Below are 13,624 nucleotides of genomic sequence, written 5' to 3' on the forward strand. Positions count from 1 at the left end.
CCTTTTCACCCCTGCAGCGTGATGGTCCTGTCCAGGATGTACTTCCCGCTCGGCACGTGGAGCAACTTGATCTCCAGCTTGCTGTTCGTCTGGACGCTCTCCGTCAATGCCGCGATTCCGGCATCATACGCCACATCATCCCTCGGATACGGATCGGCGATGAGACCGACGAAGTTCGCAGTATACCCGTTGTGGTAGGTCCGCGCGACATCCCCGGGTAACCAGACAGCCTCTCCGAACCAGGCAGGATTTGCCACCTCTTGACCGGTCTCATTGAATCCGACAATGGTCCAGTTGGAGGAGCCAGAGGGTATGGTGGCATTGTTCTCCGGGTTGCAGGGATACGCGTACTTCTGCGGGTCCGTCAGGTGCGGGCCGCGCGAGTAGAAGTACACACCGCCGGGACCCGTACCTCCGGCCGCCAGTGGCGACGTGGGCGTCTGCACATGCTTGATCACGGTCCCGTTCGGGAGCGTCAGGAAAGTGATGAACTGGCACTCCTTTGTGCGGATCGGGTCGCCCCCCTGGTGCTCGAACGAGATGTCAAAGTTATCGCCGACGTATCCGGTCTTCACCGCGATGCTTGCCTGCGGGGTCTTCTCCTGGGTGCCCGCGAGCTCCCCGGCGAAACCCGAGACAACCGCGGCGATAATGATGGTGACGACGAGCATCAGCATCACTCCTATCACCGGCGAAACGGCATCTTCGGCTACATGCTGTTCTTTCATGTTTTCAACTCCCTTCATTTTTTTTAAGATCTGGTAATACAGATCGATCGATCAATAACATTAAGTAGCATATTAATGTTGTTATTTAACAAAAGTTTCCGGAGTACTGCTCCGGGGAAGGGGGTGATCCAGAACCTCCTGTATCCGCTCCGGGATGTTCCGGTGCGGCAGTCGCCGAAAAGGGTTTACGCAGTACAGGCTGACGTCTCCCTCTCCAGGGGAGAAACCGGGTTCACATCACCGGGAATTTTCTAAAGGGGTCGTCCCTAAACACCTCTGCCGGGAGGGGGACACCCACTCAAAACTCTTCGAGTTTCTCCCGCTCCTGCCCTTCGGCCAGTCGTTCCTTGAAGACTTTTGATCTTCTCGAACTCCAGACCCGCACCTTCGGTACTCCTGCTCCGTTCCGTTAGAATGCCGCACCCTTCAGTCCATCGCCCTTCGCGCCTATCGGTGCTCCCGCTCACTGCATTCACGGCTTGAAACGCTTCGAGTTTCTCAAGTTCCCTTTGGTCGCTCTCCCCGGTCCCAGAGTCAAAGAACCCCGGTTTTCCCAGTATCCGTGTGTCCTCGGGAGCAAAGCTCAAGCACTGCTGGAAAATTTGTGCCTATATCGCCTCCCCTATGCCGTGATGGGCAGAACGTCTCGGCCGTCGATCTGCCAGCCTCACAGCGCCCCGGAGCCAAGGGTAATTTCCGAACATAGATAGGCAGGGACGTGTACGATATCAGTATGACCCCGTGCGCTTCAGGCACCGTGGGAGGAACATTCCATGGACCTTCATTCTGATAAATTCTTTCAGGAACGCCTCTCCGGGGAAGTAACTTTATGGCTCCCCACCGCCGTCGTCGTTGCCGCCGCTGTAGCCCAGGCAGGATTCGTTGGCCTCTTCATCTCTTCCATCAACCGGCTCATTCCTTACCAGGGTCTCCTGGACCCGGCCATGCCGGTGGTGCCGATCTCATGCCTCATCACCGAGTGCGTCATCTGGGTGCTTCTGGCCGCTTACTTCTGGATCTTTTCACCGGGACCTGCCGGAAGCCCCCGGCAGGGATTCTTCAGGAAGGCTCTCGCCGTCTCGGGGTACGGGAGGGTTCCGGTGGTTGCAGGCTACATCATCCTCTCGGTCCTCTTCGCAGTTGTCTGGCCTATGGCTGGGATCGCTCCTCCCTCCGGGGAAAAATACTCCGAGTACGTGGATGCCGAGGCCGATATGAGGGCGTACCTGGACCCGCAGAACTCATCTGAGATGCAGAAGGCTCACGAGTTGCTGCCGCATGTAATATCGCTGCAACGTGAGGCGCGGGAAGAGGCGCTCGCCGGCTACAATCAGGTCATCGATCAAGTGAAGCAGAGCACGATCATGATTGCGTTCTTTGCCGTTGCAAAAGGGCTGCTGGTAATCTTTATACTCTGGGGCGGGGCGATCATGGCGTTCGGCCTGAAGCAGGCCGCAGGGATCTCCATGAAGGCCGCGGCGATCCTGATGGCGGTTCCCGTGGGCCTGCAGATCCTGCTGCTCGTCATGAGCGGACAGATGCCGTAGAACCGAAAGGATCGAAAGTCGCGGTAGGAGGATCGACACGGTCCCTCGACGAGAGGAGGATAGTTGACTGCTCTCTTCTCTCCCCCATGGTCGCGGAGAGTATCTGCGGTCGCCGATAGTAATACTTATTATTTATTTTATAGTATATCGTATTCCTTTTTTGGGAATTCAGGAGTTTTGAATATGGCGGACAGGAGTAGGGGGTGGCAGGGGTTGCCGTGCAGGTGATCTCTTCCGCAATAAACGCCGTTTTGCTGGTCACCGTGGGCATTGTCGTCGCGAACATTCTCGCGGAGACAGGGGTCTTTTCCCGTCTTTCGTCGTTCACTGGGCCGCTCTGCAGGATCTCCGGCCTCTCCGACGCGTGCGTCCTCTCGATCGTCGCGATGGGGGTCAACGCCACGGCGGGAAAGTCGATGCTCGCCGAGTACTACCGCGACGGGATGGTGGCGGAGCGGGAGGTGATCCCGGTCCTCATCATGGGCGCGTTCCCGGTGGTGCTCGGGGAGTCGCTCTTCCGCGTCCAGCTCCCCACGGCCCTGGTCCTCCTCGGCCCGGTTGTCGGGGGGATCTACACCGGGCTGAACCTCTTCTCAAGCGGCATCCAGGCGCTTTTTGCTCTCCTCTACAGCCGCCGGTTCCTCGCGGGCCCTGGCCGCGCGCCGTCTTCCGTCCCGTCGCCAGCACCCGCGGCCGCTCTTGCGCTCAACCGCGGGGTCGTGCTTGCCGGGTGCAGGAAGGCGGTCCCGACGCTCCGTCGGGTCGTCCCCATCACCCTGGCCGCGCTGATTGCTTTTGCCCTTCTCTCCGCAACGGGGGTCATGGACGGCGTCGCCGCTGCGTTCGACCCGCTCCTCCGGGCCGCCGGCCTCCCGGGAGAGAGTGCTGCGGCGCTCGTGGCCCAGTTCATTCATTTCTCGGCAGGGTATGCGATCGTTGCGTCCCTGCTCGGCGGGGGTGTTCTCACGCTTGAGACGGCGCTTGTGACGCTCGTCCTCGGGAGCATGGTGGTCGTCACCCTGATCTACGTCAAGTACTCCGTGCCGCTCTACCTCTCGCTCTTCGGCCGGTTCGGCGTCAGGGTCTCAATCGCCACCTACGCGGCGAGCATGGCCGCGAAGGTGGTCACGGTCGCTCTGGTGTTTCTTCTGTTCTGAGAGGGAGCGGCGTCGGCATACCCCGGGTGACGGGAAGGGCCTTCCAGACCGTCCGGGATCTTGAAACCGCCCGTTGGCCGGCACGCACCCCTTCATGGAACCGTGCCGTGCCTTGAGAGCAGGGGGGCGGTTGATGAGGTCGTATGCAGACAAACTCACCCCGTCGTCCTCGTAGGTCCGGTTCGTGAGGTTCAAGCCCCGGTTGTACACGAACCGGCAGCACCCGAGTTGTTTGGCGATCAGGACTCCCTGATCGGCAGTTGGATACAACCGGTACCGGTAGGCCCCGCAAAACCATACGATAGAGGCGTGCGGGACCCCAAATAGGATTAATGTGAGCCATGCGGGGGGAAGTGAACCCGAAGAAGGGGCGCCGCTTCACGGAAGATGCGGAGTATCTTCCTGACAGGCACAACCCAAAGGGTTGTGCCGTGTCATCCCCACCCCTTAGGTGGGGTCTTCCCCGAGAGCCCCGCGGGATAACTACCAAAAAACTTTAATCCACGTGATCAATGATATGATCATGAAATATACGGTAGTGCTCGAACCACAGGAAGAGGGTGGGTTCACCGTCCAGTGCGTTGAGATCCCGGGGGCGATCAGCCAGGGCGAAACGCGGGAAGAAGCACTTGCCAACATCAAAGAAGCAATAGAACTCGTTCTTGACGTGCAGCGGGAAGAACTGTACCGGAAGAGATCAGTCGCCCGTCGCGAGATATCAACGGTCGACGTAGCTGATGTCACATAGGCTGCCGGTCATTTCCGGGGAAGAGATGGTAAAGTACCTTGCCCGGTATGGTTTCATCCCGCAGCGGCAGACCTCGTCCCATGTTGTCGTGCAGAAAGAATGGCGGGTCTTTTCCGTACCTCTGCACCGTGAGCTGAAGAAAGGCACCCTGATTGGTATCCTCAAGCAGGCCGGGATTGATAGGGAAGAATTCAGGCGTACCTTCAAGTGAGGGGTTGAATTGTGTTCAAAGCGACCCCTTCGGGTTCATGCGGTGCCGTTTGCGTAGATCCCATCAAACGGCCGAAATTCTTTTTGAAGCGAAGAAAAGAGGGTGCGGGGTCACTGCTTCCTGAGGTAGTACCATCCCGCCGCCAGGACCGCGGCCGCGATGAGCGCCCATGGGGCTTCGCCTTCCGTGGGCTGCTCCGAACCGGACGGCGTTTCACCGGGCACGGTACCGACCGGACCGGTGGTTGCCTCCGCCGGCGGTGCGGCAGTCCACATCAGGGCGAAGAGGCTGAAGTGCGCGACCTCTGCCGTCAGGGTTCGGGTTGCCGGGTCCACGGTTGCGTGGACCTCCTGCCACGCGCCTGTCCCGGGGTTGTACCACGACACCCTCAGGGTGGCGGGGTCGCCGATCCGGGCATCGTCAGACGGGCAAGCCCGAGAAAAAGGATGACAAGAATTGGGTTTCAGCAACGGCCAAAAAAAGGTATTCAGTCTCTCCTCACCAGGAAGAAGAGGAGTCCCAGCGCCAGGAGTGCCGTCCACACCGGGAGCGGGGTGGGCCGGGGCGTCGCCTGGGTCTCGTCGGCCGGTGGAGCCGTGGTTCCCGCGGTCTCCGTCCCGACCGGTGTCTCGGTCTCGCCGGGCTCCGGTGTCGGGGAACCGACACCGGGGGTCGTGCCGGCCGCTGTGATCGCAAAGAGACCGAACCCGTCGGTGTTCGCGATAAAGACTGCCTTGCCGTTCTCTTCGTCGAGCACCTCAACCGGGATCTCCTGCCACCGGGTACCGGTGTTCCGGAAGAGCGTGACATCTCCTGCGGTGCAACCGTGTTCCGCGAGCCAGGTGTTCGGCACGGCGAACCGGAACTGGATGCCGCTGAAATCCTCTACCGCTGCCTTATAGAGGGTCGCCTCGACATACTGGTAGACGGTGCCCGCCGGGAGTTCGGCGGTCCGTGGAAGCGAGCCCTTCGCCATGGTCACCATGACGTCGTTGACCGCGTTCTTCGCGGTCAGTGTGATCGCCGAGACGGCGGTCCTGTCCACCGTGAGGGTGACGCTCTCTCCGGGCTTGAGGGTGCTCGCCGCACTGACCGCCGTCGAGGAGCTGCCGCCGCCTCCGGATGCGGGGGACTGCGTTGTCTGCGGTACCGCCGAGACCACTGCCAACCCGAAGATTGAGAGGCCGTTTGATGATGCGGCTTCAAAGACCATGTTTCCACCGGCATCGGTGCCGACGAGCCTTGTTGCGAGGACTTCTTTCGTGCCGTCCTCGGCGGACCGGATGATCCGGATCGCGTCCACGCCGCCGTGGGCTTCGACCCACGCGGGGCTGACCGTCATCCGGATCGTGGCACCGGCGATGTCCTGGCCGTTCTCAAGGCTCGTTCTCAGGATGTTCATTGTGTAGGCGACGTCGCCGAGGTCCAGCCCGTCGGTGCTTGCGGCGAGCTGGAAGGCACTCCGGGCATCGGGGGAGACCTCCTGCGAGATGGTCGTCGTGAGGCCGGCTCCGTCGGGAAGGCCGGTCAGGTCCACCGATACGGAGGCGCTGACCGCGCCGACCGACCCGAGTTCCGTGACAACCGGCTGGGTATCGAGGTGGATGGCCGCTATCGTCCCGGAAATCGTGCCGTTTTCGACTGTGGGAGCATCTTCCGTTTCAATCGTCAGGGTGTAGGCCGCCTGCGGAATGGTAATGGTGTTCCCGCTTACCCTGGCGTCGGTTTCGGCGAGGTCGATGTCAACCTGCGTCTTGCCGCCGCTTGCCGGGGTCAGGGTGCATCCGGGGATATCAAGGGGCGTATCAACTGTCTGGTCGCCCTGTAGCAGGGTCACGGTTATGTAGTCCGTCTTCGCCGTGCTGTTGCTCCCGTCGGCATTCGTGACCGTCTGGGTGACCGTGTAGGTCCCTGCGGTCAGGTAGGCGTGGACCGGGTTCTGGTCGGGCGACGTCCCTCCGTCACCGAAGTCCCAGGCCCACGCGGTTGCGTTTCCTGTGGAGGCATCGGTGAACCGGACCACAAGCGGCGCATCGCCGCTCGTCACGTCGGCGCTGAAGTCGGCCACCGGCATCACCATGACCCTCTCGAGGTCGAGGTGGCAGGACACGGTCTCCCCCGCCGTGACGGTCAGGATCTCCTCTGCCGTCTGGTAGCCGTCCAGTTCCACGCGGACGGTGTGATCGCCGGGCGGGACGTTCGTCAGGGTGGCGTTCGTCATCTCACCGGTCTCGGTGCCGTCGAGGAAGATCCTGGCGCCGTCGGGAATCGAGGTGACGGCGATGCTCCCCGTCGGGGGGACAAGACCGAAGTGGACCGGTGCGGTCTCGCCGTGTTCGACCGTGACGTTTGCCGCCGCGTCCGCATACCCGGCTATCTTCACGGTGACGGTATGCTCTCCGGCGGGGATGTCGGTGAGGGTAGCGTCGGTCGTCCGGCCGGTCTCGATGCCGTCGATCCAGATCGTTGCGCCGGTAGGCGTCGAGGTGACGGCGATGCTCCCGGTGGCCTCGATGAGGGTGAGGTGGAGGGTGGCGGTCTCGTTCTCTGTGATGGTTACTCCGGCCACGGCGTCGACGTAGCCGCCCTTCTTGAGGGTGACGTTGTGATTGCCGACGCCGACCCCGTCGATGGTGGCGTTGGTGACCTCACCCATATCCTCCCCGTCGATGAAGATCGCGGCGCCGTCGGGCGTCGAGGTGACTTCAAGGCAGCCGATTCGGTCGGTCAGGGCGAGGTCGACCTCAGACATCTCGCCTTCGGCGACCGTGACCGGCGTCGAGGCGTTGGCGTAGCCGTCGAGTTTCAGGGTGACGACGTGGTCGCCGGCCGGGACGTTTGTCAGCGTGGTGTCGGTCACCTGCCCGGTGTCTTCCCCGTCGAGCCAGACCGCCGCACCGGCGGGGGTCGAGGTGACGAAGATGCTGCCGGGAGGAGCCGGGTACTCGAGGATCAGGATGGCGGTGGCGGCGTACATGTTGTCGCCGTTCGAGCCGGGATCGTAACTCTGGAGGCGTGCCTCGTTCGCGCCGTCCAGAACCGCATCGGTCACGTTGTAGGCGGAGAACCCGAGTTGCGGGCCTGTCTGGTAGTCTATCCAGAACCCGGGATACTCCCGGTCGTTGAAGAAGAACTTACTCTTTTCGGCGTCGCCGGCCGAGAAAAGGACGGCAATCGCCCGGGCGTTCAGGAGGTCGGTGGTATCGACGCTCGGGAAGGATGCATACGCCGTTGCTTCGTCGGACGTGGCTGCATAGGAGGCACGGGCATAGAGCATGTCAAACTCATCGTTGATCAGGATGGTCTTCTCGGTCTCCGAGGCGTCTTCGTACACGACGACGAGGTAGGCGCCGTAGAGACCGTAGTCGTTCCCTTCTTCGGGGATGAGGGTCATGCTGTTGCCGGCGGGATCGAATTGATCGGTTACGTCATAGACGTACAGCCCGTAGGGGTAGCTGTACGACCCGAAGTTCTTGACATCCCGGTAGGTCGCCGCGGGCGTGACCGTATTGCCGTTGAACGAGAGCGTGAATGCCGGATCGCCTCCCATCTTGTTGTAGGTGTAGCCCTGGTAGAGCCGGGCGCTCACGATCGTGGCGTTTTCGGGGATCGGGAGATCGGTAACGGTCCAGTTCCCGGTCCGCTCGGTCCACGACGCCCCGTTGTAGGCGGTGTCCCCGGCCGAGTAGACGACGCCATACCGCCCCGAGAAGGACGCCTGTGTCGTCAGATCGTCGCCGCCGGTCCAGCGTTTGCCGCGGTAGCCGTTGTCAACGACAGTGTTCTCGATGCTGAGCCTGTTGTTCTCCTCGTTCGATTCGGTCACGGCGTTCTCCGCATCGACGACGGCGGTGATCGTCACGATGTCACCCGCCTTGCGCACGGTCTCGTCGGTCCAGGTGACGGTGGTGTTGGCGCCGGCCGCAAGGCCGTCCGTGACGGTAACCGTGCCGGCTACGCCGCTGACGTTGAACTCAACGAAGAATGCGCCGGTGTCGCCGGTGCCGATGTTGGTGATCGTCGCCGTGTAGGTGTTGCCGGCGGCGGAGAAGACCTCGCCGTTGTTCGACGCGAGGGTGCTTACCGTGAGGTCGGGGACATCGCCGCCGGAGGGGGCGGTGACCGTGATGTAGTCGGTCTTCGTCTCGGTGTCGCTGCCGGCCGCGTTCGTGACCGTGAGGTTGACCGAGTAGGTACCGGCGGTGGCGTAGGTGTGGACGGGGTGCTGTTCCGCAGAAGTCGTGTTGTCCCCGAAGTCCCAGGCCCAGGAGGTCGGCGAACCGGTGGAGGTGTCGTTGAACTGGACCGCAAGCGGGGCCTCACCGGCGGTCACGTTCGCCGTGAAGTTCGCGGTCGGGACGGCGGTATCGTCGGCATACTCCACCACGAGGAAGGTCAGCCCGGCGACCATCGTCGGCGATTTCCAGGTTTCGTCTCCCTGGATCGCCGCCTCGTTCCCGGTCGCGTTCAGGTGCGTCGTCACCTCGCGCTCGTCCACGGCCACCTGCGAGTTGTCGGAGGCACCGACCGTCCGCGGGCCGAAGTTCCAGACCCCCGCCCCGACCTGTTCGCCGTTGAAGTAGAGGTTGCCCTCGCCGTCGTTGCCCCACGGGACGAACGTCGTCAGGTTCGCGCGGACGACGTCCTCCTTCTCGATGGTCATGCCGGAGAACGGCACGTACGCCGTTGCCTCGGTCATATTCGTGCCGTAGTTCTGTGGATCGGCGCCGAGGATATCGAACTCCTCATTGACGAAGATCTGCTTCCTGGCGGCGGAATCGTCCTCGTAGATCACGGCGAGGGTGAACCCGGCCGGCGAGATCTTGGCGCCGGCATCCGTTCGCGTGAAGAGCGCCGTGTTGTTGGCGCCGGCTTCGTAGAGATCGGTCACGTTGTAGGTTATCAGGCCGTAGACGTGATCGCCGTACATCCCGAAGTTCGATGCGTCGTGGTACCAATCCACGTAGGGAACCCGGACGCCGTTGAAGTCGATCGAGACGTTGTCGGGCGCCTGATTGGAGTTATCCCAGCAGTAGGGCACGTAGAGCCAGGCGTCGTGGACCGTCGCACCCGCCGGGAGTGAGAGGTTGCCTGCCGTCCAGGTCACGGTGTAATTCGTCCAGCCCCCCGTACCGAAACTCCCGGACATATACTGGCTGTCGCCGAAGGAGTGGACGATGTCGCCGCGGATGTCGTAGGTCCGCGCTGTGGTGACGTTGCTGCCGCCATCCCAGTACGTCTTGCCCTTATAGCCGTTGTAAAGAACACTCTTATCGGCGAACCCGAGTTTGAAGTTGTTGGTCTCGTCCGTCTCGGGGATGAGGTTGTCGGGGTCCACGGCGGCGGAGTACCTCACCGTGCCGCCCTGGAGGTCGCGGATCGTGGGGTCGAGAATGTTCGTCACGGCGATCTGTGACCCTGCCGGGATCGTCTCGATGGTGGTCGTGTTGACCGCGACGGTGCCGTTGGCGACGTCGCTTGCATACACGGCGACCACGACGTTGGTCGCGTCGTCCTCCCCGTTGTTCCCGATGTTCCGGACCACGACAGGGTTGGGTTCCCGCGCAAAGACCGCGGAGCCGAGTGCCGGGTTTACGACACCGGCGATGGTGAGATCGACCTGGGCGGCCGGACCGACCGTCACCTGTGCGGTCCCGTTCACGCCCTCCGCGGCGGCGGTGACGGTCGTCGTCCCCTCGGCGAGCGTGGTGAAGAACCCGGTCTCGTTCACCGTGCCGACGGTCTCGTTGCTGCTCGACCAGTCGAAGGAGACGCCGGAGATCTCGCTCCCGGCCGAATCCTTCGCGGTAGCGTTGAACTGTCGCGTCCCGCCGATCGCCAGGTTCACCGTTTCGGGAGATACCTCAATGGTTGTCAGGGCGGGTGTGGCGCCTGTGGTCACCATGGCCGACCCGTTCACGCCCTCCGCGGCGGCGGTAACGGTCGTCGTCCCCGCCGCAAGAGCGGTGAAGTATCCAGTCTGGTTCACCGTGCCGACGGTCTCGTTACTGCTCGACCAGTCGAACGTGACGTCGATCATCTCGATGCCGTCCTGGTCCTTCGCAGTGGCGGTGAACTGTTGCGTTCCGCCGACCGCCAGGTTCGTCATCGCAGGGGAAACCTCGATCACAGTCAGGACTGGCGCGACGCTCCCGGTGGAGTAGGTTACGTTCAGGTAGGGTCGTAGTGCGGAGTCGGAATACTCACGGCTTCTCAGCTGGGATCTCTGCTCCGTGAGGGGTGTGGATTCGTCAGGAAACACGAGCAGCCACCCGTAATTCGGGGTGCCCTGCACGTAAGCCTGTACGTCCTGCGTGACGTCCCAGCCGATCCAGACATTCGCTGTTGGACCAGGGTCGATTACGCTGGTTGGCTGCGTATTGTTGGAAGGCGCATTGTTCCATGTGACATCTGTCTCGGTCCACTCTCCGGTCACGCGGTATGCGGCGACCTCTCTGTCGCCCATCCTGCTGGATATATATCCGTGGAGTGTCGCCGACTCGATCGTTGCACCCTCGGGGATCGAGGAGAGGTCGAAGTGGATAAGGCTCCTGTAGAGTGCTCCAGTCGAAGTTCCCCAGGGATCGCCGGATTGTCGAATAAAAAGACTCGTGGAGGTACCATAGTTTGTCTCTCCAACCGCGCCACCCCATCGGATGTACGTGTCGGCGTCTGCCTGGTACGTCTCGGTGGTCGTCGCCGCCGCTACGGGTGCGGCGAGTGCTGTCATGCATAGCAGTGTGGCTATGCAAAGAATCAGAAATGTTCGTTGCATCGTTTTCAGCTCCTTTTGTGTTTCATCTTGCCCGGCAGCATCGGTATTCCGGCCCGGTGGCTGAGGGCGCTGATGGTCAAACAGGATGATCAAAAAATATTATTTAGTTGTATATAAAATCTGATCATTCATACCTGATCATAATATTTATTATAAATTTATTAGTTTAGGCACAAACTTTGGAGATTCGTGCCACTCAGGCGGGCAATCATGCCGGACCGGATGTTGCCGGAACGGGAGAGGCGGCGGTTCTCCGGGCTCCCGTGCCGGTCAAAAAACGTAGGTGTCGATCGTCGGCCGAGTGGCCGACGACCGGTTTTGCGTCGTTTACCCCTAATTGCGGGGTCGGCGTTGCGTCACGGCATCCTGCCGCGAAACTGCGCGCTTACTCCTCCTCCTCCACCGTCAGCAGGGCGAGCGGGATCTTGAAGTAGCCACTATAAGAGCCGGAATCGGTGGAGTTCCGGTCAAACGTCATGGAACTGTCTCCGCCGGTGATGTAGCTGGTGACGTCCCAACTCTGAGAACCTAGATATGGCCAAGTCGATGGACTGGCCCAGGGAAGGGCGTTGCTGTTAAAAGTGTAGTTCCCGTTGTAACTTGCCAGGTAGATGGCAGTGAGGTTTGCATTAATGGGAGATGTGATCCCGGATGTGCTGAAGTCGGTCTCCCCGATGTAAGAGTAACCGTTAGCATCGGCAACATATGAGTCGGTGTCGTGGCCCTGGTTCACCCAGTAGTAGATCTGGTCATAATCCCCGTCGTTGTACGCCACCACCAAGGTGATCATCTTCACCCTGCCGTCGAACGGCTGGCCGCCGTCCGGTCTGGCCGTGTGCACGCGCGCCGCGACATTTGATGAGGTGATCTGATCCTTCACGTCGTACCACATCAGGTGGTCGCTCGTCACCCGGGTGGAGTTGTTGATCCAGATTGTCCCGTCCTCGCCGCTGCCCTCCGGGAAGGTGTAACTCGTGTTCATGATCTCGGAGCCAAGTGTCACGTAACCCGACCCACCATCGAACTCCACGGTTGTGTTCAGAGGATAATTATTCCTCATGTTCCCAATGTAGGAGTCCACGTAGAGCCGCGCCCAGACAATATCGTCAGGATCGAATACTTCCTCAGGATCGAACGGCAAATTGAACTCCTTCTCGATCGGAGTCGGGTACGCAGATTCGAAATCCCCGTACATGTCGAACCAGAGGCCGCCGGATACTACTCCGGACGTTCCGTTCGCGGTGACAAGGGGGTCTCCTCCAATCCACGGGTCTGCCGATGCCGGCGCTGCCATCGCGAGCGCCACGATCAGTACCAGCATGCCCGTCAGCATACCTTGTCTGGTTGTTTTCATGTTTTTTCCATCTCCTCTTTGGTTTGTTTAGATTCCGGAGGGCCATCCCCCCGGCATGAGGGAGATCATTTTAGTACAATAAATACTTTTTTATTTAATATTTTATCTGATATTCTTCTAATTATGACTTAATTAGTAATTACAATCTGTAAATTGGTAATACCAATCGGTATCACCCGGTACCATTCTCAAAGGAGGTCGTGCCCGGCGCGGTCCAAAAGCAGCCGGGCGCGCGGGAACCCCGCCGTACCGCCCGGGAGCGCTCTCTCCTGCCCAACGGGATGCCGCCGCTCCCGGAAATCTCCATCGGGCCGCGAAGGCCCCTTCCGGATGCAGGAGAAAACCCGGTCGCCTGTATCTGGAAAAAACGTTTGTAAAAACACCGGATCGGAAGAGTGTGCGATCTACTGCGCCGGAACAGGCGACGGAACCCGTCCGGCGCAGGAGGATGGCCCTGTAAAACCCAATGAGGAGATGGTTGAATAAGGACAGGACCGTCTTTATTGTTCGTACCCGTACATTATCATCCTGTCGGAACGTCGCGCCGCAACCTCAAATTAAGGAGTCCCGGTACTCATCTCCTTCCCCCGTCGGGCAATCTTCATCATCTCCTCGCTCCCGGATACCATCAGGAGGAGGCGGAACCCGTATGAAAACTCAGGTCCGCCGGAGGAAGAAGAGCATCTTCGTTGACAGGCTGGAGGAGGCACTCCCGCTGCTCCGGGAGCGGTTCGGCGTGGCGAAGATCGGCATCTTCGGATCGACCGCCCCAGGCGTTGACCGGCCCGGGAGCGATGTGGATGTGCTGATCGAGTTTGCACCCGGACAGACGACGTTCCGAAACTCCATGGAACTCGCGTTCTACCTGGAGGCCCTCTTTTGCCGTCGGGTGGACCTCGTCACTGAACTGGGGCTCAACCGACACCTCCGGCCGTATATCGAGCAGGAAGTCGCCTGGTGTGAGGCGTGGCGATCTCTTTCTTCGGCACATCACGGACGAGATTGCATTTTTCCGTGAAGTCGGCAGGGAACTGACATATGAGAGAGGTCGTCCCCAAACACCTCAGCCGGGAGGGTGCATCCTCGAAGAACTTCGTTCTTCTC

Annotated in this window: 10 protein-coding genes; 5 read left to right on the forward strand and 5 right to left on the reverse strand. The window is 60.8% G+C overall.

The window, feature by feature from the left end; all coding sequences use genetic code 11:
* Positions 1-5 precede the first annotated feature (5 nt).
* On the reverse strand, positions 6-728 hold the full coding sequence (locus tag BP737_RS06055; protein WP_292409576.1) for a type IV pilin N-terminal domain-containing protein: 723 nt from the start codon (positions 726-728) through the stop codon (positions 6-8).
* A gap of 773 nt (positions 729-1,501) precedes the next feature.
* Between BP737_RS06055 and BP737_RS06060 the strand changes: the two genes are divergently transcribed.
* A complete protein-coding gene (locus tag BP737_RS06060; protein ID WP_292409574.1) occupies positions 1,502-2,275 on the forward strand; it encodes a YIP1 family protein in 774 nt (257 codons plus the stop codon).
* 203 nt (positions 2,276-2,478) lie between these two features.
* Positions 2,479-3,432 (forward strand): nucleoside recognition domain-containing protein, encoded by a 954-nt coding sequence (locus BP737_RS06065; RefSeq protein ID WP_342686013.1) that lies wholly within the window; start codon positions 2,479-2,481, stop codon positions 3,430-3,432.
* Here BP737_RS06065 and BP737_RS06070 read toward each other — a convergent pair.
* The gene (locus BP737_RS06070) at positions 3,361-3,702 is read right to left on the reverse strand and encodes a helix-turn-helix domain-containing protein (RefSeq protein ID WP_394339362.1); all 342 of its coding nucleotides are present in this window, start codon (positions 3,700-3,702) and stop codon (positions 3,361-3,363) included. The genes BP737_RS06065 and BP737_RS06070 overlap by 72 nt on opposite strands.
* A gap of 253 nt (positions 3,703-3,955) precedes the next feature.
* Between BP737_RS06070 and BP737_RS06075 the strand changes: the two genes are divergently transcribed.
* Both BP737_RS06075 and BP737_RS06080 read left to right on the forward strand, forming a co-directional pair.
* Positions 3,956-4,180 carry a type II toxin-antitoxin system HicB family antitoxin gene (locus BP737_RS06075; RefSeq protein WP_292410361.1) on the forward strand — a complete coding sequence of 75 codons (225 nt, stop codon included), beginning with the start codon at positions 3,956-3,958 and terminating at the stop codon, positions 4,178-4,180.
* A 25-nt stretch (positions 4,181-4,205) separates the two neighbouring features.
* The gene (locus BP737_RS06080; RefSeq protein WP_292410363.1) at positions 4,206-4,391 is read left to right on the forward strand and encodes a type II toxin-antitoxin system HicA family toxin; all 186 of its coding nucleotides are present in this window, start codon (positions 4,206-4,208) and stop codon (positions 4,389-4,391) included.
* 110 nt (positions 4,392-4,501) lie between these two features.
* Here BP737_RS06080 and BP737_RS06085 read toward each other — a convergent pair whose 3' ends face one another.
* From BP737_RS06085 to BP737_RS06095, 3 genes are all read right to left on the reverse strand, one after another.
* Positions 4,502-4,726 (reverse strand): hypothetical protein, encoded by a 225-nt coding sequence (locus tag BP737_RS06085; RefSeq protein WP_292410365.1) that lies wholly within the window; start codon positions 4,724-4,726, stop codon positions 4,502-4,504.
* 152 nt (positions 4,727-4,878) lie between these two features.
* The gene (locus BP737_RS06090) at positions 4,879-11,121 is read right to left on the reverse strand and encodes a DUF3344 domain-containing protein (protein WP_342686014.1); all 6,243 of its coding nucleotides are present in this window, start codon (positions 11,119-11,121) and stop codon (positions 4,879-4,881) included.
* 430 nt (positions 11,122-11,551) lie between these two features.
* Positions 11,552-12,487, reverse strand: coding sequence for a DUF3344 domain-containing protein (locus BP737_RS06095; protein WP_292407389.1), 936 nt, complete (start codon positions 12,485-12,487; stop codon positions 11,552-11,554).
* Positions 12,488-13,169: 682 nt separating this feature from the next.
* Here BP737_RS06095 and BP737_RS06100 point away from each other — a divergent pair.
* Entirely contained in the window at positions 13,170-13,538 is a 369-nt protein-coding gene (locus BP737_RS06100) for a nucleotidyltransferase family protein (protein ID WP_292407386.1), read from the forward strand.
* Positions 13,539-13,624: the final 86 nt, after the last annotated feature.

The sequence above is a fragment of the Methanoculleus sp. UBA291 genome (assembly GCF_002499755.1).
In the GTDB taxonomy this organism is placed as follows: domain Archaea; phylum Halobacteriota; class Methanomicrobia; order Methanomicrobiales; family Methanoculleaceae; genus Methanoculleus; species Methanoculleus palmolei.

What these genes read in the sequence shown, in the direction of transcription:
- BP737_RS06055 (WP_292409576.1), bottom strand. Translation starts at nt 728, where the DNA reads ATGAAAGAACAGCATGTAGCCGAAGATGCCGTTTCGCCGGTGATAGGA.
- BP737_RS06060 (WP_292409574.1), top strand. Translation starts at nt 1,502, where the DNA reads ATGGACCTTCATTCTGATAAATTCTTTCAGGAACGCCTCTCCGGGGAA.
- BP737_RS06075 (WP_292410361.1), top strand. Translation starts at nt 3,956, where the DNA reads ATGAAATATACGGTAGTGCTCGAACCACAGGAAGAGGGTGGGTTCACC.
- BP737_RS06080 (WP_292410363.1), top strand. Translation starts at nt 4,206, where the DNA reads ATGGTAAAGTACCTTGCCCGGTATGGTTTCATCCCGCAGCGGCAGACC.
- BP737_RS06090 (WP_342686014.1), bottom strand. Translation starts at nt 11,121, where the DNA reads ATGACAGCACTCGCCGCACCCGTAGCGGCGGCGACGACCACCGAGACG.
- BP737_RS06095 (WP_292407389.1), bottom strand. Translation starts at nt 12,487, where the DNA reads ATGCTGGTACTGATCGTGGCGCTCGCGATGGCAGCGCCGGCATCGGCA.
- BP737_RS06100 (WP_292407386.1), top strand. Translation starts at nt 13,170, where the DNA reads ATGAAAACTCAGGTCCGCCGGAGGAAGAAGAGCATCTTCGTTGACAGG.